Raw genomic sequence first — 25,490 nt, 5'->3', positions numbered from 1 at the left:
GAGCATGGCAATCAAAGGCAACATCGGCACCATCAGCGCCGGAGGCGACCGCGCCCACACCGATCACCATCCCGCCGTCACCGGCTCCCGGTCGGTCAAGGCGGACAACGGCGAGTACCCCATCGGCCTGATCGTCAAGGAAGACGAGAATGGCGATCTGGTTCCCTATCTCGGAGACGCCGACACCGACGCCCCCGTGGCCGTCATCGACGAGCCCGTGGACACCGCCGTCGAAACCGCAGCCTTCACCCTGGAGCACGGAACCGTGCGCGGCTCCACCCTCAAGATCGGCGCGGCGGGCGACCCGGCCACGGCGGCGGACATCAAGAAACTCGCAACCATCGGCATCTACGCCGTCTAGGAGCATTGAATGTTTACCAAGCTCAAAGGGCTTTTCTCCCCGGAAGCGGTGGCCCTGCACCTCAAGGGGCTGCCCAAGATCAAGACCACCATCATGGACAGTTGTTTCCCCGGACGCGCCCAGAAGCCGTTCGCCCTGGTCGGCATCAGCGACATCCTGGACATCGTCGGCACCGCTCCCGTCATCAGGCGCGGCGGCCTGTCCACCCCTGTCGGCTCCGGCGAGATCAGCATCAACATGATCGAACCGCTGCCCGTCAAGCCGTCCAAGGACATCACCGGTCAGGACCTCAACAACCTGCGGATGATCCTGGCCGACAAGGCGAGCCTGGACGTCTGGACCCGCGACACCATCGCTTACCTGCGCGACACCTGCCGGTTCACCACCGAGGGCATCGCCGCCACCGCTCTGACCGGCACCATTTCCTGGCCCGTCAAGGTGGACGGCGGCTGGGACACCTACGAGGTCGAATTCGGCGCTCCTCACCGCGTCGATCCCGCCAAGCTCTTCACCGCCGCCGACATCAAGGTCGCCGACATCCACGAGGCCCTCTCCGACATGGAGACGGCGATCCAGGACGGCGGCTACGGCGGCGACATTGAGTTCCTCGCGGGCAAGGCCGCCTATCAGGCGATCTACGCCGTGGTCGAGGACTACAAGTCCACGGCCAAGCTGAAGGTGGGGATCGAGGCCGGAGTCATCGACGTGGGCGGCTACAAGGTCCGCAAGATGTCCGAGAAGTACCGCAACCCCGCGACCGGCAACATGGTGCCCAAGGTGCCTGTGGACGAGATCGTGGGCTACGCCAAGGACGCCCCGGCCAAGGTCATTTACTGCGCCCTGGACGACGTGGACGCCAAGCTTCAGCCGTATCCGTTCTTCCCCAAGCCGGTGGTCCTGCCGGAAGGAAACGGCTACCGCGTCATCGGCCAGTCCAAGCCGCTCCCGGCCCGTTCGCCCAAGTCCATCTGCTGGGCAAAGGTCATTTAAGGCCATATTCGCGCCCTGCCGCGTTTTCCCTACCGGCAGGGCGCGTCATGCGACGGACATACCTTGGACTAGTCTAAAACTAGTCCAAAACGCGAAAGAGAGGCATCTGTGTACTGCGAAAGAATCGATCTGACCGACTACGTCCTTGAGGCGTATCTCACCGCCGCCGAGAACCAGACCGCCGGGATCGTCGATAAGACCATCGCCAACGTCTCCGGCGAGATCGACGACGCCCTCCGCGCCCGGTTCGAGCTGCCGCTCGTTTCCACTCCGCACACCCTCAAGCGCATCGCCGCCGTCATCGTCTCCTACAGGGTGGTGGGCGGCATCACCTCGCTCATGACCAGCGAAGGCGGTTCCAACAACGATTGGATACCGCTTCAGACCCAGTACAAGCAGGCCGTCAGGGACCTGGAATCCATCAGGGACGGCAAGCTGAATGTCGGCCTCGTCGAGCTGGGCGAAGAGGCCCGCGTTGACGACGAGTTGATCGTGATCACCCGCGCGCCGTCCATCGACATGGGGAGATGGTGATGGGCGGCACCAGCTTCAAGCTCGACTGGGGCGGTATGGATCGGATGCTCGGCACCGCCGTCGCCAAGGCCGGGCAGAGCAAGGCGGCCATGGAAGAGATCGGCGAAATGCTGGTCTCGTCCACCGTGGAGCGATTCGATACGTCCACGGCTCCTGACGGCACGTCGTGGCCGGTCTCGCAACGGGCCGAAGAGGAAGGCGGAAAGACGCTCGTTGATACCGGACGGATGCGCGGCTCCATCGGCTACGAGGCCAGTCCCGGCCAGATCGTGGTGGGCAGCAACCTCGTGTATTCGCGCATCCACCAACTGGGCGGCGAGACAGGGCGCGGGCATGCCGTCACACTGCCTGAGCGCCCCTACCTCGGCATTTCCGAAGAGGACATCAAGGAAGCCCGCGCCATCCTGGCGGACCACCTGATCGGCATCCTTGGAGGCTCAAAGTGAGGCAGTTCGCAACCGAGGCCATCACGGCGGCAGCCGTGGCCGCCGGTCTGCCGGAATCCGCCGTCATGGTCGAGCCGGACAAGGACGGGATCATGCTCCCGCCCCGCCGCGTGGAGATAGCCTATCTGGCCGAACAATACACTTACACGGGCCGCCCGATCCGCAAGACGCGGACCGAAGGCAAGGAATCCACGCACAGGACGCTGACCCGTGAGAGGCAATCCGTTCGCCTGCCGGTCCGGGCGGTGGTCAGGGCCGACGACGAGGCGTGGCTCAAAGATTTTTCCCGCCGGTTCATCGCCGCGCTGCCCAAGCGCATGACCGATGAAGACGGCAACACGGTCACCGTGGCCGTTGAAAAGGCCGAGTACGGCGGATTCACGACCAAGCAGGTGGAAGTCTTCAAGAAACGGTCAAAGAGCTTCCATGTCGCATTCACCGGAATGACCGTCACCGAAAAAGAGATCTCGCTCATCAAGAGCGTGGACATCAACCCCAGCTATCGGGAGGCAGGAAATGAAGAAGAAAACTGAGGCCCCGCTGGTGCCCGTTGAAACGCTGGCCGAGGCTGCCAAGCTCCCCGCATGGGAACTTGCCGCGCTCCGGCAGGCGGCCAACTGGGCCGAAGGCAAGCATGTCACCCAGGCCGAGTTCGACGCCGCGTTGGCTCGCCTGCGCAACCGCCCTCAGGGCGGTGGCACCATCTAGGGGGACAAGATGAATGATGTAATCGAATACTTGGTGGATGGCACCAGCGGCCTCGCTCCCGGCGACGTCTCCGGCTCGTGCCTCGTCGCGGGCGTCTGCTCGGCTGGCACGGTCGGCAAGGGTTACTTGCTCGGCAAACGGAGCGACCTGACCGACCTGCTCGGCGTAGGCCCCCTGGTGGACCGGCTGCGCGACATCTTCGCCACCGGCGGCCAGGAACCCGTTGTCATCGCAGTACCGGTCGAGGGTTTGCCCGGCGGCTATATCGGCAATGTTCAACACACCGGCACCGGCCCGGACGCCTCCGCCAGCGGCGTGGGGGCGGCCAATGCGGACGCCAAGGTGCAGATCGTGGTCGCGGGCCAGCTCGGAACCGCAACCTACAAGCTCTCCCTGGACGGGGGGGCGACGTGGGAGAACGATACCGCCACCCCGGCCAACGGCCAGATCACGCTGGGCGCTTCCGGCGCTGTCCTGACCCTGGACGAAGGCGCTCACGTTAAGGATGACGTCTACGCGGTCACCGTGCGCGGCCCCATCGGCCCGGTGGAAAAGGTGGGCAACGGCCCGGACGTGACCGTCGCCGGCACGGTCAAGGCCGCCGCCGATCTGGTGCTCCTCATCACCGGGGCGGGCGGACGGAATGTGGGGACCTACCAGCTCTCCGAGGACGGCGGCGACAACTGGGGCTCCATCCGCACCATCCCGGTGGACGGCGCGATCCCGGTCAGCTCCACCGGCGTGACGATCACCGTCCCCGACGAGGACATGATCCTCGGAACCGAATACCGCTGCACGCTGAACCCTCCGGCCCCGTCCATCACGTCCGTCATGACGGCCCTGGAAACGCCCCTGGCGCTGTACGACATGGAATTCGTCTATGTGGTCGGTCCCAGTGACGCCGTGGACTGGGCCGCATGCGGGGCCAAGGCGGACGAGCTGTGGAACCAGCACCGGCCCACCTACTTCAAAACCGAGTTCCGTCTTCCCTACGATGGTGAGGACCTCAACGATTGGGTGGCCGCGTGGCTGACCGAACGGGATCAGTATGCCCACCGGTTTGTCCAGGCCGTGGTCGCGTTCGGCGAAGTCTCTGACTCCACCGGCTTGCGGCGGCTGCGCAACTGGGGCGGCTTGCAGGTCGGGCGCGTCTTGTCCATCCCGGTCCACAGGGCAACCGGGCGCGTCCTGGACGGCCCCATCAGCCAAGGGCAACTCCCGGACGGCTGGGTGGAAAACGGCATCCATGAAATCCTGGAGAACTCCGGGGCGGTTTCCGCCAAGGCATATGCCGGACTGACCGGCCCGTACTGGGGCGACTCCCGTACCCTGGCCGAGCCGACCAGCGACTACCAGTATGAGGAAATCCTCCGCACCGTATTCAAGGCCGTGCGGTTGTCCCGTATCGCTGCCCTCAAGGGCATGTACGACGAAGCGGGCGACCCGGCTGCCGAAGGCAACGCGGGTGGCCTCGCCTACCTGAAGGGAAACATCGAAAACGCCCTCGACACCATGACCAAGGCCAAGCCCAGGGAGCTGGTGGGGTACGTCATCACCATCCCGCCGGGGCAGGACGTCGCCAACAACGGCGTGGCCGTTGAGGAGGAGCTGATCGGCATCCCCATCATCCGCAAGATCAAGCTCTTCACCAGCTACACCTACGCCGGTTCCAACTTCGATCCGCGCCTGAAGGAGGTGGCATAATGTCCGTCAACGGCAATCTCTATGACTGGGAATCCGTGGAGGTCCAGCTCCCCAACGGCGTGGCCGTTGGGATCACCAGCATCAACTACAACGATGAACGGCCCATCGAAGCCCGGTACGGCAAGGGCAACGTCCCGCGCGGATATGGCCGCAAGAACTACAAGGCGTCCGGCTCCATGGAACTGGACCGCGACGAGGCCGAAGCCCTGCGCGAAGCCCTCGGCGGTTCGGTCTATTCCGGCGAGCCGTTCCAGATCGTGGTCAGCTACGGCAACAACGACATGCCCACGGTCACGGACACGCTGCCCAAGGTGAAGATCACCAAGCAGGACTCCGGCGCGAGTCAGGACGACGACAACGCCGGTGCCGTGAAATACGACCTCAACATCATCGCCCCCATCAAGTGGGGCGGCACTCCGGCTCTGTAAACCGGGACACCCAACCTGAGAAAAGAGGATACCATGGCAGACGACACCCCCACCAAGGCAACGGAATATGTGGAGCTGAAGCACGAGTTCTTCGACCGGTTCAAGGACGCGGACGTGACCTTCAAATTCCACTTCAAGCGGCCCTCCACTCCCCAGGTGGCCCGCGTGCAGAAGTCCGTGCTGAAGAACGCGGGCCAGGCCTTCCGCAACCTGATCATGGAAACGGTCAAGCCCGAAGACAAGGACGCCCTCAAGACCGCCCTGGACGAATACTCCGGGCTGGCCTCCACCTTCGGCGGGGCGCTCATGGCCTCGTGCGGCTTCGGTGACCTGGGAAACTGATCCAGCGCAACCTGCAAAGCATCACCGGGGACGGTCTGACTCAATTCGCCGTGCTCATCAAACACTGGCTCCATGAGCAGCCGTCCCCGGTAACGGATGTATTCGCCCAGCAGGCAGCCCAGGCCATGTGGCTGGAGAGGCGATACCATCCCAAAAAGGACAAATAAAACACAGCCACAGTTTCCACAGCTTCCTGAATGAAAATCTCCATGCGGCTATTCTGTCCGCATGGAGATTTTCAGCGTCATGGCATCCATGTCCCTTGTCGACATGATCACGGCCCCGCTTAGAAAGATTGCGGGGCAGATGAACGTCACCGACAAGGCCGCAGCATCGCTCAGTAGCGGTGCTCTTGCTTTGAGTAAGTCCCTGCTGCCCATTGCGCTTGCGGCTGGCGTCCTGCTGGCGGCGCTCGCCCCATGCATATCGACGGCAGCGGAATTCGAATCGGCCATGGCTGGCGTCGGCGCTGTCTCCCGCGCTACCCCCGCCGAGATGAGAGAGCTGTCCGACGCGGCCCGCGAGCTGGGCGCGACCACTGCATGGTCCGCCATGCAGGTGGCGGAAGGGCAGAAGTACCTGGCTATGGCCGGATTCTCCGTGCAGGAGAACGTGGCCGCCCTGCCTGCCGTGCTGAACATGGCGAGCGCCGGGGCCACCGAGCTGGGGCGCGCCGCCGACATTTCCTCCGACATCCTTTCCGCGTTCAACCTGGAAGCGGCGCAAATGCCGCGTGTCGCGGACACGCTGACCGCCGCGTTCACCACGTCGAACACCTCCCTGGAGCTGCTCGGCGAGACCATGAAATACGTGGCTCCGGTGGCGGAAAAGGCGGGCGTCTCCCTGGAAGGGACCGCCGCCATGGCCGGGCTGCTCGGTAACGTGGGCATCAAGGGATCACAGGCCGGAACCGCGCTCCGTGCCATGCTCAACGGGCTGGCCGCGCCGTCCTCCGAGGCCGCCAAGTCCATGGCCGCCCTCGGCGTGGTCACCACGGATGCCGTGGGCAACCTGCGCAACCCCATCGCCATCCTCGGCGACATGGCAAAGGCCACGGAATCCATGGGCAGCGCTCAGAAGATGGCCTTCACCAAGACCGTCTTCGGCACTGAGGCCATGAGCGCCGTGCTGGCCCTGTTCGATCAGGCCGGGGCGGGCGGCATCACCGAATACGCGGCCCAACTCACCGCAGCAGGCACAGCCGCTGAAGTGGCCGCCCGGCAGAACGATAACCTTGTCGGGGACCAAAAGGCCCTCGGCAGCGCCTTCGAGTCCCTGCAAATCACCATCGGATCGCTTTTCCTGCCTGCCATGCGCGGGCTGGCGCAGGCGGCCACTTGGGTGGTGCGCGGGTTGGACATGATCGCCGCCAGCCCGGTGGGCAAGTTCCTGCTTGGTGCCGCCGCCGTGCTGTCCGTGACCGTCATCGCCATAACGCTGCTTTCCGGGGCCGTGTGGGCCGGGACCGCCGCGTGGGCGGCCTTCAACGTCGTGATCCTCGCCAACCCCATCGGCCTCATCATCCTGGCCGTGGTCGGACTCGTTGCCGGGCTGATTGCCCTATACAACAAGTGCGACAAAGCCCGGGAGATCATGGACTACTTCGTGGTCGGAGCCGTTGCGGTGTGGGAGTGGATCAAGGCCGCCGCTTCGGCGGTCGGCGACTTTTTCTCCATTCTCTCCGGCGCTGGGATCATGGGGGTGTTCGCCTACTACTTCACGGACATTTACAACGCCGCCGGTGCGCTTTGGGATCGGCTCAAGTCCCTGTTCGACATCGACTTGAGCGAATCCGGGCGCAAGCTGATCACCACTTTGGCGGACGGCATCAAGTCCGTCCTCACCGCCCCCTATGATCTGGTAAAAGCCGGGTTGGACAAGGTCCGCAACCTCCTGCCGTTTTCCGACGCCAAGGAGGGACCGCTTTCGTCGCTGACGCTCTCCGGCACCAAGATCATGGATACGCTCGGCTCCGGCATTCGCGCCGCCGCCCCAAATTTGCACGCCACCGCCACCGGCGCACTGGCGGGCGTGGCCGTGGCCGCCAACCTCGCGGTGGCTCCGGTCGCGCCCGCCCCATCGCCTCTCGAAGGCCCGGCCCCGATCCAGGCGAATGCGTCCGCCAAGGGGCAAGCTCCGGTTCAGCGATCGGGCAAGTCTGTCATTATCCAGAATCTGACGGTGACCCTGCCGGGCGTTCAGGACGCGGACGGCTTCGTGGCGGCCTTGCAAACGCTTATCGCCCAGCATGACGGCTCCGGCGACGAATCAGGAGGTTGGGACTAATGGACGGCGTGTTGACCTTTTTCCACGGGGAGATTCGTCTCGGTTCCAAGCTGGTGCCGGGAATCCTCAAGGGCGTACAGGTGCGCGGGACCGTGGTGTTCGACGAAGCCGAAAGCGACGGTCTTTCCGGCAAGCTCAAGACGCCCAAGGGGTGGGACGATTGCGCCGTGACCTTCACGGTAGAACTGCTCACCGAAGCGGACTCCACCTGCTACGACAAGCTGGCGAACCTGGACGCGCTGTTCCGGGGCTACGACAACGCGGCCAATCCGCGCGTCCTCGATGTCGCCAACCCGCATATCACGTCGCGCGGCATCGAGCGCGTGGTGTTCGCCGGTTTGGACTCCTCGGAGACGGATCAGGACGACGTCGTCCTGGCCGTCCTCAATTTCACCGAACACCGTCCGCCCGTGATCCGTGCCGAGAAGCGCACGGCCAGCGCCAGCGCCGAAAGCCAGGGCAACGGCCCCGGACTCGACGCGTCCATTGGGGAGCGTGCCCGATGATTGCCGGTGTTCGTCTGCATCTGGAGGTTGGCGGCGCCGTAATCCAGCGGTCCCCGCGCGTGGAGATCGTTTCGGTCCGCCACCATCCACTTGATCTGGCCCGCATCCATGTCCCGGACCCCAAAGGGGAGGCCGGGGACCTGTTCACCTACGGCGATCCGGTGCGCATCGAATACGGCTATCGCGGCGGCGAATCCGCCGTATGGCAGGGGACGCTTCGCGCCCTGGATCGCGTCTCCCGCGATCAGGTCTGCCTGACCGCAGACAGCTTGGCGCTACCCCTGGCCAGCACCTTCATCACCGAGTGCTATGCCGACGACTACAGCCAGCCCCTTGCCGAGCATATCCTCGCCCAGGCCGGGCTGCCCATGGGCCGGGTCGACATTCCCAACGAGCTGATTCCGCGCCTGCCTCTTTCCTGTGTCCCGATCTGGCAGGCGGTCCACCAGTTGCTCCACACCTTGCAGCGCGGCCACGGCCATGACCGCAGCCGGATCGCGCTCTGGCTCGGCGTGGACGGCCTCAACCTCGGCGACTTCGACGAACCCGGCGACGTGCCGGTGATCGCCACCGGCGAGAACCTGATCAAGCACTTGCCCGACGGGAAGAACCTCGGTCTCCATCGGCTGGAAACCGTTCTTCTGCCGGGCCTGTCCCATTCGCGCGTGTTCCACCTCAATGACGCCCGTCTTCGCATTTCCCGGTCTTTCCGGGCGCTCCACGTAAAGCATTCGATCGCTTCGGAAGGTGTGCGGACGTTTATCAAGTACGGGAGGGAATGTGGGTAGCGCCGACCTGAAGGCCCTTCTGAAGCGCGTGGTCGAGATCGCCATGCCCAACCTCCGCGCCTACTACCGCGTGGTGCGCAAGGCCAAGATCGTCGCCACCTATCCGTCCGAAGACGGGCGGTACTGGGCGGACGTGCAGCCGCTTTGCAATGACGATTCGGTGGATGAAAAGGAGCCGGTCATTCCCCGCGTGGAAATTCCCATCATGTGGGCCGGGCCGAATCGCGGCGTGGTCTGCCCGCCGCTGGTCGATTCGCTCTGCGACCTCGAGTACTACGACGGCGACCCGGATTACCCGCGCATCTCCAATTTCCGCTGGACCGGCAACGGCGCACCGGCCTGCGAGATCGGGGCCTACGTCATCCACCACAGCGACGGCACGTACATCAAAATCGACGCGGGCAAGAACATCCTGGAGATCACCCCGGCCAACGCCACTACCCGGATCGGCACAGACATGACGATCGAGGTGGGCGGCAGCAAGACCGAAACCATCGGCAACCTGTGGACGCTGAAATGCCCGCTCATCATTCAGGAAGGCAATGTCCAATCCTCCGGCCCCGGCGGGGCGATCGGCAATGTGAGCTGCAAGGCGCACACCGCCCAGGAAGGCAGCCTTCAAATGGTCGGTCCCATCGTCTGCACCCGCCTCACGGTGCTTGAGGACGCTGAGATCGGCGGCAACCTGGAGACCACCGGGAACAGCTATGCCGGGAGCCGGAGCGGAGGGACGATATGACTGACATTTTCGGCCAAGACATAGCCCTCGACGACGACAAGCAGGCCCGCGTGGCCGCCAACGGCGAGCTGGTGCTCACGGACGGAACGGACACGGGCGTGCAGGACATCGTACTCCGGTTGGATACGTACCTCGGAAGCCTGTTTTATGACAAGGAGTACGGCTCATTGGTCAGGGATTGGGTCTACGAGGACAATGACGAGCTGGCGCGGATCAGCTTTGCGGCGGAGGTCAAGCGTCGGGTCAACGAGGACCCGCGCGTCCAACCCGGTACTGTGGCCTGTTCGGTCACGCAATGGGATGAAACGTCCATCAGGGCCGAGGCCTCCTTCAGCTTCATCGCCACCGACCATGAACAGAACCTCGTCATTGAGGTCGATAAATCCAGAAAGGAAATGGTGATCAGGGATGCCGACCCCGCAGTTGTCTAAGACCCTCGACGAGGTGCGCTCCATGGTCTTCGGCCACGTGGAGGATGTGCAGGAGGAATACGCGGCCAAGGGCTGGCTTCCGCGCCGTCTGAACCTGAACAAGGGCGTGGTGCGCGGTCTGCTCGAAATCTTTTGCTGGGGGCTGTACCAGCTCTACCAGCTCCTTGCCGCCGTGTTCGTCCAGGCCGCGCCCACCGAGGCCACCGACGAGGCGTGGATGGAATGGCACGCCGAACAGGTTGAGGCCCCGCGCAAGCAGGCGACCAAAGCCGTGGGCATTGTCCGTTTCGCCCGTACAGCAACCTCCGGGAACACCCCCATTCCGGCGGGCCGGATCGTCCGCACCCTTCCTGATGGCAGCGGCAACGTCTACCGTTTCGTGACCACCGCTGGCGCCGTCATTGCGGACGGCACCAACGAGGTCGCCGTTCCCGTCGTGGCCGAGGAGTACGGGGCCGCCTCCAACGTGTCCGCCGGGCAGATCACGGAACTGGTCACCACGGTGCCGGGTGTGGACATCGTCGGCAACTCGGCGGACTGGCTGACTTCCGAAGGGGCGGACCTCGAAACCCTGGAGAAGCTCCGCGAACGGTATATCCTGCGCTGGCTCGGCAACAACGGTATGACGAAATACGCCTATGCGTCGTGGGCGCTGTCCGTGGCGGGCGTGGTCGCCGTCAAAGTGCTGGACCAACATCCGCGAGGCCAAGGGACCGTTGACGCCATCGTCAAGGGCTCCGCCGGTATTCCCACCGACACGCTGCTTGGTCTGGTTCGGGCCGCCGTCGCCACAGGCGCGAAGCCGGAAGAGGTTCAGGCCGGGCCGCCGATCAACGATGACTGGGAAGTGCGCGGTCCGCAACCGCTCTCGCTTGCCATAGCGGGCGAATTGGAGATCAAGCCCGGCTATCACGTGGACACGGTCGTGGCCCTGGCCGAGCAAAGGGTACGCGCCATATTCACGGACCCGGCCACCGTGGCCGGAGTGATCCCTCTCCAGATAGGCGAGGACGTACCGCTTGACCGCCTGACCGGAGTGGTCATGGCCGTTGAAGGCGTCAAGCGCGTCAACTGGACCTCCCCGGTCGCAGATCAGGTCGTGGCCGACGATGGGCTTGCCGTCCTGGAATCCCTGGCCTTCACCACGGTTGAGGCTGGAGAGGAATAATGTCCATCTTCAAGGAGTACTTCTTCAAGACCCTGCGCTGGCCGCTCATCCACAGCGTCGGTCCCCTGGCCGCCCTGGTGGAAGGTCTCGCCAGGGCGATGGACGAAGTCCGGGAGGATATCATCTGGCTCCGCGACCAGTTCAACCCGTGGACCTGCGATGCCGGAATGATCGTCAAGCACGCCGAGAGTCGCGGCATATCCCGGCACCCGGCTGAGTCCGAGGAGGGATACCGGGAGCGCTGCATCCGCGCCTTCGCATGGCACCGTCTCGGCGGCGGCCAACTCGGCATGCCGCAAATCCTCGCCCACTTCGGCTACCCGGACACCGAGATACTCAACGTCCGCCAGGAAGACCCGGAACGTTGGGCCGAGTTCAAACCCCAGGTGCCGATTCCCGAGTCAGGCCTGCATGCCGATGATTTTCCACATATCGGCTGGATAGCCAACGAGACCAAGCCCGCCCGCTCCAAGTTGGCCGGTATATGCGTAACCAGCTCGGTGCAGGGAGCAACACACGCGGGCGGCATAATCTACACGACGCAATACAGCCAGTTGCTCCCGCAACCGGTCACCGCGATAACCCTTGACTCCCACGTTCACGGCGGCGGCTATCTGCACACCGTGGGCCGGATCAGCATCTAGGAGGATCATCATGGCGCTCATACTGACAAAGGCCGGGGCCGAGGCCTATGCCGAGGCGGAAGCAACCGGCATCAAGCTCCAGGGCACGCACATGGCCGTTGGCGACGGAAACGGCGTTGCCGTCTCCCCCACCAACGCCTGGGAATCGTTGACCAACGAAACGTGGCGCGGCGATCTGCAATCCATCACCGCCAACGAGGCCGGGCAAGCGGTCTTCGTGGCCCATGTACCCATCACCGTGGGCGGCTGGTACATCCGTGAGGTCGGCATCTTCGCCGGAGAGACCCTCATCGCGGTGGCCGCCTACCCGGAAGCCTGGAAACCGGCCCCCGAAGCGGCGGACAAGGTCGAGTTGGTCATCACCGCCCCGCTGGCATTTTCGGACACGGAGAACATCTCGCTCACCGTGGACACCACCAAGGTGCTCGCCTCCCAGGTACACGTGGCTGAAGCCATTGACACCCACGACACCGATCCCGGAGCGCACGCGGACATCCGGCAGGCGCTCATCGAAAAGGTACACAATTCCCTTAGTTTTCGTGATGCTGCCGACGCTCACCCCATGAGTGCGGTAACAGGACTTGCCGACGCTCTGTCGATTCTTGACCAGGATTTGGCGCAGATTGAAATTGACTACCTCGATTCCTCTGACATTGGTGTTTCCGTGCTCGCCCCGGACGGGGACGGCTCGGCTGTGACCGGAGTCGACGCCAATTTGCTGCGGGGGCTGACCCCCAACGCAATCATGCAGTCGCCGTTCATCGGCAACAGGACTGCCACCGGTACCTGGACATTGACGGTTACCGTAGCAAGGCCCGTTTTTCTGGTTGCCCATGCCCCCCTGGATCAAGGCACCGATGCCTATGTTGAATTCAAGGTGATATCCGGTTCCATCTCGTCCAGCATCTCTTCGCTGAACCGAGTCTCGGGATTAGGCCTTGCTGCAACGGGGGCTGGTTATAGCAATTGCGCTGTGATTATTCCGAGCGACACGACGTTGGAAATTCAAATCACGAAGCGTCTCGGCGGGGCCGTGGTTACGGCGTTCCAGAACAACGCATAGGAGGTGCGCGATGTTACGAGTATTTCGACTCTCTGGCGGTGGCATCCTCAACGTGGATAACGACGTTGATGCGGATATGTGCGTGAGACAAGGCGGCGTAGAAATCGATAGTGAAGTGGCCTTGGAGGTGTTCGGCGACGACTGGTCGTGCGTGGCTCCGAGTTGTGCGCGGATGGCCGAGGACGGAACCATCACCTACACCCCGCCCGACAGGTCCTCACGCGGGCTGTTGTGGGATGCGGCAAGCAAGACGTGGATCGTCGACCAGTCGTCTCCCATCCTGGCGGCAGCCGTTCGTGATGAACGGGATCGGCTGCTGGCCGCGTGCGATTGGACGCAGATGCCCGACAGTCCGTTGGATGCCGACACCCAGGCCGCGTGGACGGCATACCGGCAGGCTCTCCGAGATGTGCCGGAGCAACCCGGATTCCCCGTCAGCGTGGAGTGGCCCGAGGAACCCGCATAACACCCCCGATGCTCCGTTCTTTGAAAATCGAATAGGCCGCTGAAAGACAAAGACCCGCCGGACGAATCCGGCGGGCCATTACGAGAGGAACAGGCGGGGGCGTGGCCGCCCCCACTGGCGCGGTACGGACATACCGCACCACAGCTCAACGGGTGGCGGCTACCATCCCGTCAAGTATCTGCTGCTCCAGCGGTGGGTATCACAGAGCCAACCCATTTAAGTCAATATGAGAAACGAAATCCGTTGTGGCAATTGCAATCGCCTGCTCGGCAAAGGGCAGGCGTATGAAATCCAGATCAAGTGTCCGCGTTGCGGCACCATGAACCACCTGATCGCCAGGAGCGTCGACCCAGAAAGCCCGCGAGCCTCAACAGAGGATTCGTATGAAGATACAGATAGGCAATGCGACGATGTGCAAAGGCGAGGCCCTGAGCGTCTTGAAGGACATGGACGACGGGAGTGTCGACGCGGTATTGACTGATCCGCCGTACTCCAGCGGCGGACTGACGGTCGGCCAGCGTCAGCAGGCCCCGTCCAAGAAGTACCAAAGCTCCGACGCCCTGAAGAAGTTCGCCGACTTCCCCGGAGACAACCGGGACCAGCGTTCGTTCATCACCTGGGCCACGCTCTGGCTCGCCGAGGCCTACCGGGTGGCGAAACCCGGAGCGCCGCTCATGATGTTCACGGACTGGCGGCAGCTCCCGGCCATGACCGACGCGCTCCAGGCGGGCGGCTGGCTCTGGCGGAACATCGTCGTCTGGGACAAGCCCACGGCCCGACCGGCCAAAGGTGAATTCAAGCGGCAATGCGAGTTCGTCCTCATCGGCAGCAAGGGCAAACTCGCACCGGCCACGGAACGATGTCTTCCCGGAGTCTTCCGGCACTCCATCGTCTCCGGCGGCAAGCGCCAACACCTGACCGAGAAGCCCGTGCCGCTCCTCCGCGATCTGCTTCAGATCAGCCCGGAGGGCTGCACCATCCTCGACCCCTTTGCAGGCTCGGCCACCACGGCCCAGGCCTGCCTGGAAACAGGCCGCAAGTTCATCGGCGTGGAACTCTCCGAGGTATACTTCGACGTCGCCTGCGCCCGCCTCAACACCCTCGCAAACTGGACGATCTAAACGCCCCCCTCACGCGCACGCGTAGCAGACGACGTGCCAACCAAAGACACGGGCCACGTAAGCTTTCTCAACTTACGTGGCCCAATTTCTCAAGTTGTATGTCAGCTTACAATGTTCCTAGCGATCAGAACGGCAAACCCGGCCATACCGTAACCGCGCCCCCAAACGGAAGAAGTAGAGTTCACTCGCATCAAAAAGGCATATACCACGAAAAAAGGCTTGGAAGTCATACTTCCAAGCCTTTAAATTCATTGGTGGAGCTGGAGGGAATTGAACCCACGACCTCTTGAATGCCATTCAAGCGCTCTCCCAACTGAGCTACAGCCCCACGTCGTTGGGTGGAGGTGTGTTTAGCCAAGGGGCGCACGGTTGTCAACCGGAAAATCGCGGGGGAGTGTTGTTGATTGATTCGGGGGCGGTCTTGCAGTAAGAAATGAGGGCGGTTGGAATCATTAGGAGAATCCATGGGTCAGGTTCTGAAGAAAATTTTGATCAAGCTCCTGTGGGTGGGCGTGGTGTTTCTGGGAATCACGGTCATCAGCTTCTGGGTCATCCATCTGGCCCCGGGCTCGCCCACGGACCTGCAGACCACCCTCAACCCCGAGGCCGGGGTGGAGGCGCGGCTGCAGCTGGAGCAGCTCTACGGACTCGACCAGCCCCTGCACGTCCAGTACGGGAACTGGCTGAAACGGCTGGTCCACCTCGACTTCGGCCAGTCCATGTCCGGCGACCACCGCCCCGTGTGGGACAAGATCAAGGAGCGGCTGCCCCTGACCTTCGGCATGAACGTGGCCTCCCTGATCCTGACGCTGCTGATCGCCGTGCCCGTGGGCGTGGCCGCGGCCTGGTGGCGCGGCGGGGCCTTCGACAAAATCTCCACGGTCGTCGTGTTCATAGGCTTCGCCATGCCCGGCTTCTGGCTGGCCCTGCTGCTCATGCTCTGGCTGGGCATCAGCTGGCCCATCCTGCCCATCTCCGGCCTGACCTCCATGGGGTTCGACTCCATGTCCGCGCCCGAGCAGTGGTGGGACGTGACCAAGCACCTGATCCTGCCGGTGTTCATCTACACCTCCGGGTCCTGGGCGGGCATGTCCCGGTTCATGCGCTCCTCCATGCTGGAGGTCCTGCGCCAGGACTACATCATGACCGCCCGCGCCAAGGGGCTGTCCAGCCGGGTGGTGCTGTTCAAGCATGCCCTCCGCAACGCGCTCATGCCGGTCATCACCATCCTCGGCCTGTCGGTCCCGGCGCTCATCGGCGGCTCGGTGATCATCGAATCCATCTTCGCCCTGCCCGGCCTGGGCCAGCTCTTCTACCAGGCGGTCATGGCCCGCGACTATCCGCTGATCATGGGCAGCCTGGTCCTCGGCGCGGTCTTGACGCTGGCGGGCAACCTGCTGGCCGACGTGGGCTACGGGCTGGCCGATCCGCGCATCCGGGTGGGCCAGGGGAGGGGCCGATGAAGCGCCGCCCCCTGAAACGGGTTTCCCCCTGGGCACGCCACGCCCTGCTCGTGCTCGGCGCGCTCATCGTGGGCGTCATGTCCATCGGGGCCGTGTTCGCCCCGCTCATCGCGCCCTTCGACCCCAACCTGATCAACGTGGACGCCCTGCTCCTGCCGCCCGGCCCCGTACACCTCATGGGCACGGACGCGCTGGGCCGCGACATCTTCTCGCGCATCCTGTACGGCGGGCGCGTCTCCCTGTGGGTCGGGTTCGTGGCCGTGGGCATCGCCACCTCCATCGGCGTGGTCCTGGGACTGATCTCCGGCTATTTCGGCAGGCTGGTGGACGAGATCATCATGCGCGGCGTGGACGTCATGCTCTGCTTCCCTTCCTTCTTCCTGATCCTGGCGGTCATCGCCTTCCTGGAGCCGAGCCTGACCAACATCATGATCGTCATCGGCCTGACCGGCTGGATGGGCGTGGCCCGCCTGGTGCGCGCCGAGACCCTGTCCATCCGCGAGCGGGACTACGTCCTGGCCGCCCGCGCCGCCGGAGCCGGGCCGGGCCGCATCCTGTTCCGCCACATCATGCCCAACGCCCTTGGGCCGGTGCTCGTCTCCGCCACGCTCGGCGTGGCCGGGGCCATCCTGACCGAGTCCTCCCTCTCCTTCCTCGGCCTGGGCGTGCAGCCGCCCGACGCCTCCTGGGGCAACATTCTCATGGAGGGCAAGGAGGTGCTCGGCATCGCCTGGTGGCTGTCCGTGTTCCCCGGCTTGGCCATCCTGATCACCGTGCTCGGCTACAACCTGCTCGGCGAATCCCTGCGCGACCTGCTCGACCCGAGGCTCAAACAGTGATCGTCCTGCGCCCGTCCCTGGACGGAGAAGAACCGCTCATCGAAGACATCATCCGCCGCTCCATGCTGGCGAGCTACGCCCATTTCCTGCCCGCCGACCGGTTCCAGCGCATCCTGGACCTGGACCGGCCCGGCACCGTGGCCCGCGAGAACGGCCCGAATTTCCTCATTGCCGAAGTGGACGGCACGCCCGCCGGGGTCATGCTCCTGAAGGGCGACTACGTGGACCACCTCTGGGCCGCCCCGGACTTCATGGGCTGCGGGGTGGGCACCGCCCTGCTCGCGCACGCCGAGGAGCTGGCCGCGAAGGCGGGACACGAACGGCTTGTCCTGGATTGTTTCGAGAAGAACGTGAATGCCCTGGCCTTCTACCGCGCCAGGGGATTCGTCGTGGAGCGGACCTACGACTCCACCACCTATCTCGCGGGCGAGATGACCTGCCGCCTGGGCAAGGATCTGGCCCGCCCCTAACCGCGCCGCGCCTTTCCCGCCAGCAGCAGGTTGACGACCTCGGCCAGCCGGTCCAGGTCCACGGGCTTGGGCAGGTACTCGTCGGCCCCGGCCTCAAGAAAGCTTTCCCGATCCCCGGCCATGGCAAAGGCGGTCAGGGCCACGATGGGGATATCCCGGTTGCGCTCCCCGGCCTCGCCCATGCGGATGGCCCGCATGGCCTCGACCCCGTCCATGAACGGCATCTGGATGTCCATCAGCACCAGTCCGTACTCCCCCTCGCGCAGGGCGCGCAGGGCCTCGATCCCGTTGGCCACGCCCGCGGCGGCAAAGCCGAGCTTCTCCATGTAGCTGGTGATCGCCACCCGGTTGACGGACTCGTCCTCGGCCAGCAGCACGGCGCAGCGCTCCCTGCTTGGGCAGCCGGGGGCCGTCTCCACGACCTCCGCGCCCGCGTAGTCCGACAGCCCGAATTCCAGGCAAAAGTGAAAGGAGGTCCCCCGGCCCGGAACGCTGGCCGCGTCCACCTCTCCGCCCATCAGCCCCACCAGCCTGCGGACGATGGACAACCCCAGGCCCGCGCCCTGGAACGGCTTGCCGTAGCTGCTGTCCGCCTGGATGAACGGCTCGAACAGCCGCTCCATGTCCGCCTCGTCCATGCCGACGCCCGTGTCGTCCACGGCGAAGAGCACCCGGCAGCGGCCCGCCTCCCCGCAAGGCAGAGGATAGGCCCCCACGGACACGGTCCCGGCGTCGGTGAACTTGACCGCATTGCCAACCAGGTTGTTGACCACCTGCTGGAAACGCACCGGGTCGCCCACCAGATTGTCCTCCACCGCCGGGTCCACGTACGCCTCGCAGGCGATCCCCTTCTCCTGGCAGGAGGACGCGAAGAGCTGGTGCACGAACCCCAGGGTCTCGCGCAGGCTGAACGGGTGGCTGTACAGGACCAGCTTGCCGGACTCGATGCGCGTCAGGTCGAGAATGTCGCCGAGCAGGTCGGTCAGGCGGCGCACGGACTGCACCGCCAGGTCCACGTACTCCGTCTGTTCGGCGGAGAGGTCGGTCTCCTGCAGCAGCCGGTGCATGCCCACGATGCCGTTCAGCGGCGTGCGCAACTCATGGCTCATGTTGGCCAGGAAGAACGTCTTGGCGGCGCTGGCGGCCTCGGCCATCTCCTTTTGCCGGGAAAGCTCGGTCTTCTGGCGCAACAGGTCCGTGCGCGCCAGGTTGAGCTTCTCGACCATCCGGTTGTACGCCTCGGCCAGGTCCAGCAGCTCCGGCGGCAGCCCCTCGACCCCCACCCAGGAGTCCGGGCGGCCCCGGCCGAGATTGTTGAACGCCTCGCGGAACTGCTCCTTGGCCGTGTCCAGCAGGTCGTCGCGGCACAGCACGCTGACGCACAGCCAGTCCATGCTGTGCAGGTCCACCCAGCAGACGTGAAAATCGTCGTCCCTGGCCCGCACGGTACGGCATCCCTGGCGCAGCTCCAGCAGCTCCCGAAGGTCCAGCCCGGCGAAGGCCGGGTGCATGTTTCGGAAGGGAATGACCGACATCTCGCCCTTGCCCATATCGTCCACCATCACGCCCCGGCTGGAGGCGATGACCGTGCCGTCGTCGCCCACCACGCAGGTCAACTGCGACGGCCGCGTCGGGGCCAGGACCGAGGCGCGGACCAGGCTGTCCACATTGAGATCGATGGACCACAGCCCGATGAACGCGTCGTCCTCGTAGACCGGGATGGAGGCGGCGATGATCAGCCCCTGGCCCGCGTAGTCGATGTGCGGCGGCGACCAGCGCACCAGCCGCTCCGGGTTGTTCTCCGGGCAGACCGATTGCCAGGTGTGGTACTCCGACCACTGGAAATCAGGCGTGATGGCCGTGATCTGATCGATGTAGGGATATTGCAGGGCGGTATTGGTGACGTCCTGGTAGTAGACCCAGACCGTGCCGGGCAGCCGCTCCTGCAGGGTCCGCAGCAGATCGCCCATGTTGCGGTGGCAGAACAGGCGGTAGCGGGCGTCCGGGTCGTCCGCCCGGTCCGGCGGCCAGGAGTAGCTCATGATCCCGCCCGGCAGCTTCCCGGCGCGGAAGGCCTCCAGCCGGTCCAGGCTCAGGAAGAAGCCGTCCTCGCCCACGGCGAACCCCTCGCGCGCAAGCCAGGCGTCGATGACCGCAGGGTCGCGCGGCGTGATCTGGAACAGCTCCAGGGTGTGGCACGCGAGGTAGTGCAGGGTGTCCTTGACCCTGTCCAGCTCGCAGGAGATGACCCTGGAGACGATTCCCAGCCGCGTCAGTATGCGTTGCAATTCGAGCATGCTCGACTCCTCGTGCTTGGCCCGCACCCCGCAAGTCTACTCCCGGCCCGGGAACCCGGACATTATTATCGAGCCCCCAGCCCCTCCCCTTCGAAGGTTCCCCTTTTCCGCCGCGCGGCTCTGGTGTATAAAGGCGATCGTTATCTGAATATCCGGACGCGCCGGACGCGAAACCCCTCGCTCCCGGCCTGTCCCGCACCGAATACCGTAACGAACGACCGTCCCCTCCTTTCCGCGAAACGGAAACGAACAATCGGGAGAGGGGACGAGGGGGCCGGAGGCGCCACCACATGCTCGAACTGCTGCGCATCAGGAACCTGGCTCTCATCGAGGACGCGGAGCTGGAATTTTCTCCGGGCCTCAACGCACTGACCGGCGAGACCGGCGCGGGCAAGTCCTTCATCATGCGCGCCGTGGACTTTCTCATGGGCGAGCGCATGGACAAGAAGCTCGTCCGGCCCGGCGCGGAAAAGGCCACGGTGGAGGCGCTCTTCGTCCTGCCCGAGGGCGAGACCGTCATCCGCCGCGAGCTATCCGCCGACACCGGGCGCAGCCGGGTGTTCGTCAACGATGCCCTGTCCTCCCAGCCGACCATCCGCGACATGGGAACCCGGCTGATCATCCACACCTCCCAGCACGGCCAGCAGAAGCTCCTCTCCCCGGCCTTCCAGTCCGAGATCCTCGACTCCTTCCTGCCGGACCAGACCCTGCTCGACGAGCGCAACGACCGCCTGGCCGTGCTGCACGACGTGCTGGAGCGCAAGCAGCGCTTGTCCGAGAAGTTCGACGACCTCAACAAGCAGCGGGAGTTTCTGGAATACCAGCGCAAGGAGATCGACTCCGTGGACCCGCAGCCGGACGAGGAAAACGAGCTGGAGGAACGCAAGAAGATCATCAAGGACCGCGAACGCGCGGGCGAATGCCTCCAGAACGCCCTGAATCTCCTGCACGGCGAGGTCGGCCTGCTCGACGCCATGACCCTGCTCAACCGCGAGATGGAGATCGTCGCCCGGCTCTTTCCCGGCTTCGACGAGGACCGCGAGGCCATCGAGGAGCTGCGCATGCGGCTGCACGACATGGACTCCCGGCTGCGGCGCGGCCCCGGCGACTTCGATGACGAGGATTCCATGTCCCTGGACGACATCGAGGCCCGGCTCTACGAACTGGCCAAGCTCAAGCGGAAACTTCGGCGCGGCCTGGACGAAATCGTTGACATGAAGCGGGAGATAGACGAAAGCCTCTCCTTCCTGGACGCCTGTGCCCTGGACATGAAGGTCCTGAACCGCGAGGAGGACGCCGCCGCCTCCGCCCTCCGGGAGACCCTGGACAAGCTCAACAAGGCGCGCAAGAAGGCGGCCGGCGAGCTGGCCATCCGCATCGTGGACGAGCTCACGGACCTCGGCTTTTCCGAGCACGTGAAGGTGCATTTCGAATTCGACGCCCGCGAACTCCACCCCGGGTGCGAGGACATGCGCGGGCGGCTCATGTGGGTGCCGAACCCCGGCCAGCCGGCCCAGCCCCTGGACCGCATCGCCTCGGGCGGCGAGCTCTCGCGCTTCCTGCTCGCCCTGGTGACCATGCGCGGCAACGGCGAGGTGGACAAGGACGCCCTGCCCTCGCTCATCTTCGACGAGGTGGACGCGGGCATCGGCGGGCTGACGCTCAACTCCGTGGGCGCCAAGCTGCGCGCCCTGGCAGACCGCCAGCAGATGCTGCTCATCACCCACTGGCCGCAGCTGGCGCGCAAGGCGGACCGCCACTTCCTGATCAAGAAGGAAGTCATCGACAACGTCACCTACACCCGCTGCGAGCGGCTCGAAGGCGACGAGATCAAATGCGAGCTGGCCCGCATGGCCGGAGGCGGCGAACAGGGCGCGGCCCTGGCCGAGAAATTGTGCAAGTAGGGGAGCCTCCGGCGGCCGGGGGAAGGGGAGAGGGGAACCCTTTGTAAAGGGCTTCCCCTCTCCCCTTCCCCCGGACCTCCATCCCCTCTTCCCTCCTAAACTTTTTGGCGCGCGCTTCGCGCGGGGGTGGTCATGACCAACCTGTTCATTTCGCTCTATATAAAGCTGTTTTTCCTGCTCACGCCGTTTTTCGTGCTCTCCGTGTTCCTGTCCCTGACCGAGGGCATGGAGAAGCGGGAGCAGCGCAAGCTGGCCGTGCGGACTATCTCGGCGGTGTTGATCATCGCCCTGGTGCTCTACTTCGCGGGCAACCCGATCTTCTCCACGCTGGGCATCACCCTGGACGGGTTCCGGGTGGGCGCGGGCGCGCTGCTCTTCCTGTCCGCCGTGTCGCTCGTGTCCGGCAAAAAGCAGCGGCCCGAGCCCGAGGACGACTCGGACGTGGCCGTGGTGCCCCTGGCCATGCCCATCACCGTGGGCCCGGCCACCATCGGCACCCTGCTCATCCTCGGCGCGGAGCTGTCCTCCACCTCCGACAAGCTGACCGGTGCGGCGGCCCTGGTCTGCGCCTGCCTGTCGGTCGGGCTGATCCTGTTCTCGGCCTCCACCTTCAAGCGGGTCATCGGCAAGATGGGGCTGAACGTGCTGACCAAGATCACCGGTCTGGTCCTGTCGGCCATGGCCGCCCAGATCATCTTCTCCGGCGTGCGCAACTTCCTGGCCTGATCCGGCCGGGACCGGACACCGCGCCTCACCCCCATGGACCCGTCTCCGATTTGGGGCTATGGTGGTGCATCCATGCGCATTCTCCTGATCGGCATACTGACCCTGTTGCTCTGCTTTCCGGCTTCGGCGGGGCAGCGGCTCGTCTTCGGCTATGGCGGCAGCTCCCTGTCCCTCGGCTCCCTCAAGGTGCTGGAGGCGGCCTACGGCCGGATGGGCATCGAGGTTGCCGGGAAAAAGCTGCCCGCGGCCCGCTCCCTGGCCCTGGCCGACAAGGGCGAGCTGGACGGCGAGGTCAACCGCATCGCGGCCATCGAGCGCGACTACCCTGATCTGATCCGCGTCGACGTGCCCATCAACTCGGTGGAGGGCGTGGTCGTGACCAATGGCCGGACGCTGGAGAACACGAACCTGGAGACCCTGCGCACCATGCGGGTGGGGATAAAGATAGGCAACAAATACGCTGAATTGCTTACCGAGGGATTCCCGGAGCTGACCCGGATGCCCGACGAGAACAAGCTCATGCAGCTTCTCCTGGCCGGGCGGCTGGACGCCCTGCTGGTGGACCGGCCCTGGGCCCTGACCCAGGTCCGCACCCCGGACGGCGACCGCCTGCGCATCAACGAGTCGCCCCTGGCGGTCATCCCCCTGTACCATTACCTGCACGCCCGCCACGCGGGGCTGGTCCCCGGCATCACGGCGGAACTCCGGTCCATGCGGGACTCCGGCGAGATCGACCGCATCCAGAGGGAGCAGGGGATACGCTGAACGCGCACTCCCCCCTTTACACCGGGAACGATCTCCCCTAGACATTGGTTGCTATGACAACCAAATCCGATCTGACCTTCGAACACGGCTACGACATCCGCTCCTACGAACCGCGCCTGGACGGGCGGGTTTCCATCTCCGCCCTCTGCAACCAGTTGCAGGACATAGCCTCGCGCCACGCCGACGCCCTGGGGTTCGGCTTTCACGACCTGGAGCAGTCCGGCCACTTCTGGATACTCGCCCGGCTGCACATCATGGTCGACCGGCTGCCCGGCTTCGGGGAGCGGACCGCCATCGTGACCTGGCCCTCGGGCAACGAGCGGCTGGTGGCCCTGCGCGACTTCCTGATCAGCGACCGGGACGGCGTCATGGGGCGCGCCACCACCTCCTGGGTGACCATGAACGTCAAGACCCACCGCCCGGACCCGCCCGAGACAGTGCTCAACGAGCGGTTCATCCCGGAGCGCGACCGCGCCCTGGTCTTCCCGTCCAAGGCCGTGACCCGGCTCAAGGAAGGCGAGTTCCGGGCCGGGATCGTCGCCCGCCGGGCTGACGCGGACGTCAACGGCCACGTCAACAACGTGAACTATCTGGATTACTGCCTCGAGGCAGTGCCCGAGGAGTGGATGGCCGGGCGTTCCTGCGTGGGCGTGGACATCCAGTACCGGACCGAATCCTTTGCCGGGGACCGGCTCACCGCCGCCTGCGCGCCCGCCGAGCCGGACAACGGGCTGGACACCCTGCTCCACGGGCTGACCCGTGACCAGGACTCCAAGGAAGTGGTGCGCATGCGCTCCTGGTGGACCCGGCCATGAGCGACAACATCAGCATCAGCTTCGAGCGCGACGGCGTGGACTGGACAAGGGCGGCGGAAATCTTCGAGAAGGCCCCGCTCGGCACCCGCGAGCCGGACACATTGCGCCGGACCTTCGAGAACAGCGACCTGAACTGCTTCGCCTGGGACGGGGACGCGCTGGTGGGCATCGCCCGCGCCCTGAGCGACGGGCTGGTGCAGTCCGTGATCTACGACCTGTGCATGCTCCCGGAGTACCAGGGCAAGGGGCTCGGCACCCGGATGATGCAGGGCATGATGGAACGGCTGAACACCGCCAATGTGGTGCTCTGGGCCGTGCCGGGCAAGGAGGGGTTCTACGCCCGCTTCGGGTTCCGGCCCATGCTCACGGCCATGGCCCTGGTCGAAGACCCGGCCCGAACCGCGTCCCAGGGGTACATCAGGCTGTAGCGGACTCGCGCATGACCACGGCCAGAAGCGCGGTCAGCTTCGGGTCGTACTTTCGGGAATCCCCGGCCAGGGTTTCGGCGGCCCGCGCCGCGTCCAGGGCCGAACGATGCGGCCGGTCGCCGATCATGGCCGAAAACGAGTCCGCCACCGCGCAGATCTTCCCGGCCTCGGAAATCCCCTTCACGAACCGCCGGTCCGGATAGCCGGAGCCGTCCGTCCGTTCGTGGTGCTGCTCCATGCATTCCAAGATCACCGGGTCCGCGACCTTGAGCCGCCGGAGCATGTTCCGCCCGGCCTCGATGTGCCGCTCGATGGACTCCCGGTCCCGGCGCACCAGGTACTGTTCCTTGTCCCGGATGAACTTCGGGACCATGGTCATGCCCACGTCGTGGAGCAGAAGCCCCAGGATCAGGCTGACCAGCACGTCCTTCTCGACCTTGCCCCCGGTCAGCCGCAGGTAGAGAGCCAGCCCCACCAGCATGGTGTTGACCGAGTGTACGGCGAGGCTGTACTCGCGGTCCATGGTGTGGGTCAGGAAGGCCACCCGAGCGGGGTCGATCCACAGGTACTCGGCCAGGACGGAGGCGTCCTTTCGCAAGGCCTCGAAAGACTCCTCGCGCGGCTGGGCCAGGAAATCCTCCATGCGGTCGCGGAAGGCGAGGAAGAATATCTCCGCCACCTCCTGGGGGGTGAACCCCTCCTCCACCAGCAGCAGGCCGAGCCGCTTGCTCAGGTGCTCGGCATAGATGCGGTAGTCGTCGCGCAGCAGAAAGAGCAGCCCCCCCTCGGCGAACCGGGCCACCTCGGCCTGCCCCTCGGTGGACAGCCGTTCCCCGGCCTTGTGGAAGCAGCCGGTCCGGCCCAGCGCCGGGTCGTACACGTACAGGTCGACGGGCGGGCGGAACTTGGGAAAGCTGGCCAGGATGTTCGGACTGATCTGGAGGTAGGTCTCGTTCAGGGAAGCGTTGTCGGGGGTCTGCGCCATGGGATCGCCTTGGTTGATTCGCGGATGAACCGAGCATAGCCGGATTCAACCCGCATTTGAAGGGCGGAGACCG

30 protein-coding genes and 1 tRNA gene are annotated in these 25,490 nt (G+C 64.9%); 28 read left to right on the top strand and 3 right to left on the bottom strand.

Annotated features, from left to right (window positions below):
* Window positions 1-4: 4 nt before the first annotated feature.
* The 20 genes from AWY79_RS06925 (at window position 5) to AWY79_RS06830 (ending at window position 14,725) form a co-directional block, all read left to right on the top strand.
* Entirely contained in the window at window positions 5-361 is a 357-nt protein-coding gene (locus tag AWY79_RS06925) for a hypothetical protein (protein WP_066801916.1), read from the top strand.
* A 9-nt stretch (window positions 362-370) separates the two neighbouring features.
* Window positions 371-1,351: a major capsid protein gene (locus tag AWY79_RS06920; protein WP_066801915.1), complete on the top strand. Its 981-nt coding sequence runs from the start codon at window positions 371-373 to the stop codon at window positions 1,349-1,351.
* A 108-nt stretch (window positions 1,352-1,459) separates the two neighbouring features.
* The gene (locus AWY79_RS06915) at window positions 1,460-1,885 is read left to right on the top strand and encodes a DUF1320 domain-containing protein (RefSeq protein WP_066801914.1); all 426 of its coding nucleotides are present in this window, start codon (window positions 1,460-1,462) and stop codon (window positions 1,883-1,885) included.
* A 35-nt stretch (window positions 1,886-1,920) separates the two neighbouring features.
* Complete coding sequence (locus tag AWY79_RS06910; protein ID WP_233491024.1) at window positions 1,921-2,331, top strand: phage virion morphogenesis protein; 411 nt, start codon at window positions 1,921-1,923, stop codon at window positions 2,329-2,331.
* Window positions 2,328-2,864 carry a hypothetical protein gene (locus AWY79_RS06905; RefSeq protein ID WP_066801912.1) on the top strand — a complete coding sequence of 179 codons (537 nt, stop codon included), beginning with the start codon at window positions 2,328-2,330 and terminating at the stop codon, window positions 2,862-2,864. Before AWY79_RS06910 ends, AWY79_RS06905 begins: the two co-directional genes overlap by 4 nt.
* Window positions 2,848-3,039 (top strand): hypothetical protein, encoded by a 192-nt coding sequence (locus AWY79_RS06900; protein WP_066801911.1) that lies wholly within the window; start codon window positions 2,848-2,850, stop codon window positions 3,037-3,039. The genes AWY79_RS06905 and AWY79_RS06900 overlap by 17 nt, the downstream gene beginning before the upstream one ends.
* 9 nt (window positions 3,040-3,048) lie before the next feature.
* On the top strand, window positions 3,049-4,743 hold the full coding sequence (locus AWY79_RS06895; protein WP_066801910.1) for a DUF2586 domain-containing protein: 1,695 nt from the start codon (window positions 3,049-3,051) through the stop codon (window positions 4,741-4,743).
* Window positions 4,743-5,171 carry a hypothetical protein gene (locus tag AWY79_RS06890; RefSeq protein ID WP_066801909.1) on the top strand — a complete coding sequence of 143 codons (429 nt, stop codon included), beginning with the start codon at window positions 4,743-4,745 and terminating at the stop codon, window positions 5,169-5,171. The genes AWY79_RS06895 and AWY79_RS06890 overlap by 1 nt, the downstream gene beginning before the upstream one ends.
* 33 nt (window positions 5,172-5,204) lie before the next feature.
* Window positions 5,205-5,513: a DUF6848 family protein gene (locus tag AWY79_RS06885; RefSeq protein ID WP_066801908.1), complete on the top strand. Its 309-nt coding sequence runs from the start codon at window positions 5,205-5,207 to the stop codon at window positions 5,511-5,513.
* 228 nt (window positions 5,514-5,741) lie between these two features.
* Window positions 5,742-7,799, top strand: coding sequence for a phage tail tape measure protein (locus AWY79_RS06875; RefSeq protein ID WP_078063654.1), 2,058 nt, complete (start codon window positions 5,742-5,744; stop codon window positions 7,797-7,799).
* Window positions 7,799-8,305, top strand: a complete 507-nt coding sequence (locus tag AWY79_RS06870; protein ID WP_066801903.1) for a hypothetical protein — start codon at window positions 7,799-7,801, stop codon at window positions 8,303-8,305. The genes AWY79_RS06875 and AWY79_RS06870 overlap by 1 nt, the downstream gene beginning before the upstream one ends.
* Window positions 8,302-9,093 carry a hypothetical protein gene (locus AWY79_RS06865; RefSeq protein ID WP_066801901.1) on the top strand — a complete coding sequence of 264 codons (792 nt, stop codon included), beginning with the start codon at window positions 8,302-8,304 and terminating at the stop codon, window positions 9,091-9,093. The genes AWY79_RS06870 and AWY79_RS06865 overlap by 4 nt, the downstream gene beginning before the upstream one ends.
* Complete coding sequence (locus AWY79_RS06860; protein ID WP_335343134.1) at window positions 9,086-9,832, top strand: baseplate assembly protein; 747 nt, start codon at window positions 9,086-9,088, stop codon at window positions 9,830-9,832. The genes AWY79_RS06865 and AWY79_RS06860 overlap by 8 nt, the downstream gene beginning before the upstream one ends.
* Window positions 9,829-10,263, top strand: a complete 435-nt coding sequence (locus AWY79_RS06855) for a contractile injection system sheath initiator (RefSeq protein WP_066801897.1) — start codon at window positions 9,829-9,831, stop codon at window positions 10,261-10,263. The genes AWY79_RS06860 and AWY79_RS06855 overlap by 4 nt, the downstream gene beginning before the upstream one ends.
* Entirely contained in the window at window positions 10,256-11,431 is a 1,176-nt protein-coding gene (locus AWY79_RS06850; RefSeq protein WP_335343133.1) for a baseplate J/gp47 family protein, read from the top strand. The genes AWY79_RS06855 and AWY79_RS06850 overlap by 8 nt, the downstream gene beginning before the upstream one ends.
* Window positions 11,431-12,075 carry a phage tail protein gene (locus tag AWY79_RS06845; RefSeq protein ID WP_066801893.1) on the top strand — a complete coding sequence of 215 codons (645 nt, stop codon included), beginning with the start codon at window positions 11,431-11,433 and terminating at the stop codon, window positions 12,073-12,075. Before AWY79_RS06850 ends, AWY79_RS06845 begins: the two co-directional genes overlap by 1 nt.
* A gap of 10 nt (window positions 12,076-12,085) precedes the next feature.
* Window positions 12,086-13,138, top strand: coding sequence for a phage tail-collar fiber domain-containing protein (locus AWY79_RS06840; protein WP_066801887.1), 1,053 nt, complete (start codon window positions 12,086-12,088; stop codon window positions 13,136-13,138).
* Window positions 13,139-13,148: 10 nt separating this feature from the next.
* Entirely contained in the window at window positions 13,149-13,604 is a 456-nt protein-coding gene (locus AWY79_RS06835; RefSeq protein WP_066801886.1) for a tail fiber assembly protein, read from the top strand.
* Window positions 13,605-13,830: 226 nt separating this feature from the next.
* A complete protein-coding gene (locus tag AWY79_RS18180) occupies window positions 13,831-14,085 on the top strand; it encodes a Com family DNA-binding transcriptional regulator (protein WP_078063652.1) in 255 nt (84 codons plus the stop codon).
* Window positions 13,988-14,725 carry a DNA-methyltransferase gene (locus AWY79_RS06830; RefSeq protein WP_066801885.1) on the top strand — a complete coding sequence of 246 codons (738 nt, stop codon included), beginning with the start codon at window positions 13,988-13,990 and terminating at the stop codon, window positions 14,723-14,725. Before AWY79_RS18180 ends, AWY79_RS06830 begins: the two co-directional genes overlap by 98 nt.
* Window positions 14,726-14,977: 252 nt before the next feature.
* Here AWY79_RS06830 and AWY79_RS06825 read toward each other — a convergent pair.
* Window positions 14,978-15,053 (bottom strand) — tRNA-Ala (locus AWY79_RS06825).
* Window positions 15,054-15,189: 136 nt separating this feature from the next.
* On the opposite strand from AWY79_RS06825, the gene AWY79_RS06820 reads away from it, so the two are divergent.
* From AWY79_RS06820 to AWY79_RS06810, 3 genes are read left to right on the top strand one after another with little or no spacing between them, the layout of a single operon-like run.
* Window positions 15,190-16,188, top strand: a complete 999-nt coding sequence (locus AWY79_RS06820; protein WP_066801884.1) for an ABC transporter permease — start codon at window positions 15,190-15,192, stop codon at window positions 16,186-16,188.
* The gene (locus tag AWY79_RS06815) at window positions 16,185-17,027 is read left to right on the top strand and encodes an ABC transporter permease (protein ID WP_066801883.1); all 843 of its coding nucleotides are present in this window, start codon (window positions 16,185-16,187) and stop codon (window positions 17,025-17,027) included. The genes AWY79_RS06820 and AWY79_RS06815 overlap by 4 nt, the downstream gene beginning before the upstream one ends.
* Window positions 17,024-17,497, top strand: a complete 474-nt coding sequence (locus AWY79_RS06810; RefSeq protein ID WP_066801882.1) for a GNAT family N-acetyltransferase — start codon at window positions 17,024-17,026, stop codon at window positions 17,495-17,497. Before AWY79_RS06815 ends, AWY79_RS06810 begins: the two co-directional genes overlap by 4 nt.
* On the opposite strand, the gene AWY79_RS06805 is transcribed toward AWY79_RS06810, so the two are convergent.
* Entirely contained in the window at window positions 17,494-19,794 is a 2,301-nt protein-coding gene (locus AWY79_RS06805) for an ATP-binding protein (protein WP_066801881.1), read from the bottom strand. The genes AWY79_RS06810 and AWY79_RS06805 overlap by 4 nt on opposite strands.
* Before the next feature lie 290 nt (window positions 19,795-20,084).
* Between AWY79_RS06805 and AWY79_RS06800 the strand changes: the two genes are divergently transcribed.
* The 5 genes from AWY79_RS06800 (at window position 20,085) to AWY79_RS06780 (ending at window position 24,432) form a co-directional block, all read left to right on the top strand.
* Complete coding sequence (locus AWY79_RS06800) at window positions 20,085-21,698, top strand: DNA repair protein RecN (protein ID WP_066801879.1); 1,614 nt, start codon at window positions 20,085-20,087, stop codon at window positions 21,696-21,698.
* Window positions 21,699-21,830: 132 nt separating this feature from the next.
* On the top strand, window positions 21,831-22,424 hold the full coding sequence (locus AWY79_RS06795) for a MarC family protein (RefSeq protein ID WP_066801877.1): 594 nt from the start codon (window positions 21,831-21,833) through the stop codon (window positions 22,422-22,424).
* Window positions 22,425-22,496: 72 nt separating this feature from the next.
* A complete protein-coding gene (locus tag AWY79_RS06790; RefSeq protein WP_066801875.1) occupies window positions 22,497-23,189 on the top strand; it encodes a substrate-binding periplasmic protein in 693 nt (230 codons plus the stop codon).
* Between the two features lie 53 nt (window positions 23,190-23,242).
* On the top strand, window positions 23,243-24,004 hold the full coding sequence (locus tag AWY79_RS06785) for an acyl-[acyl-carrier-protein] thioesterase (protein WP_066801873.1): 762 nt from the start codon (window positions 23,243-23,245) through the stop codon (window positions 24,002-24,004).
* Window positions 24,001-24,432, top strand: a complete 432-nt coding sequence (locus tag AWY79_RS06780; protein ID WP_066807075.1) for a GNAT family N-acetyltransferase — start codon at window positions 24,001-24,003, stop codon at window positions 24,430-24,432. Before AWY79_RS06785 ends, AWY79_RS06780 begins: the two co-directional genes overlap by 4 nt.
* On the opposite strand, the gene AWY79_RS06775 is transcribed toward AWY79_RS06780, so the two are convergent.
* Window positions 24,422-25,417, bottom strand: coding sequence for an HD-GYP domain-containing protein (locus AWY79_RS06775; RefSeq protein WP_066801872.1), 996 nt, complete (start codon window positions 25,415-25,417; stop codon window positions 24,422-24,424). The genes AWY79_RS06780 and AWY79_RS06775 overlap by 11 nt on opposite strands.
* Window positions 25,418-25,490: the final 73 nt, after the last annotated feature.

The sequence above is a fragment of the Pseudodesulfovibrio indicus genome, assembly GCF_001563225.1.
Classification (GTDB): Bacteria; Desulfobacterota; Desulfovibrionia; order Desulfovibrionales; family Desulfovibrionaceae; genus Pseudodesulfovibrio; species Pseudodesulfovibrio indicus.
Note: the sequence above shows the minus strand (reverse complement) of the source record. Positions and strands in the feature narration are given on the sequence as shown.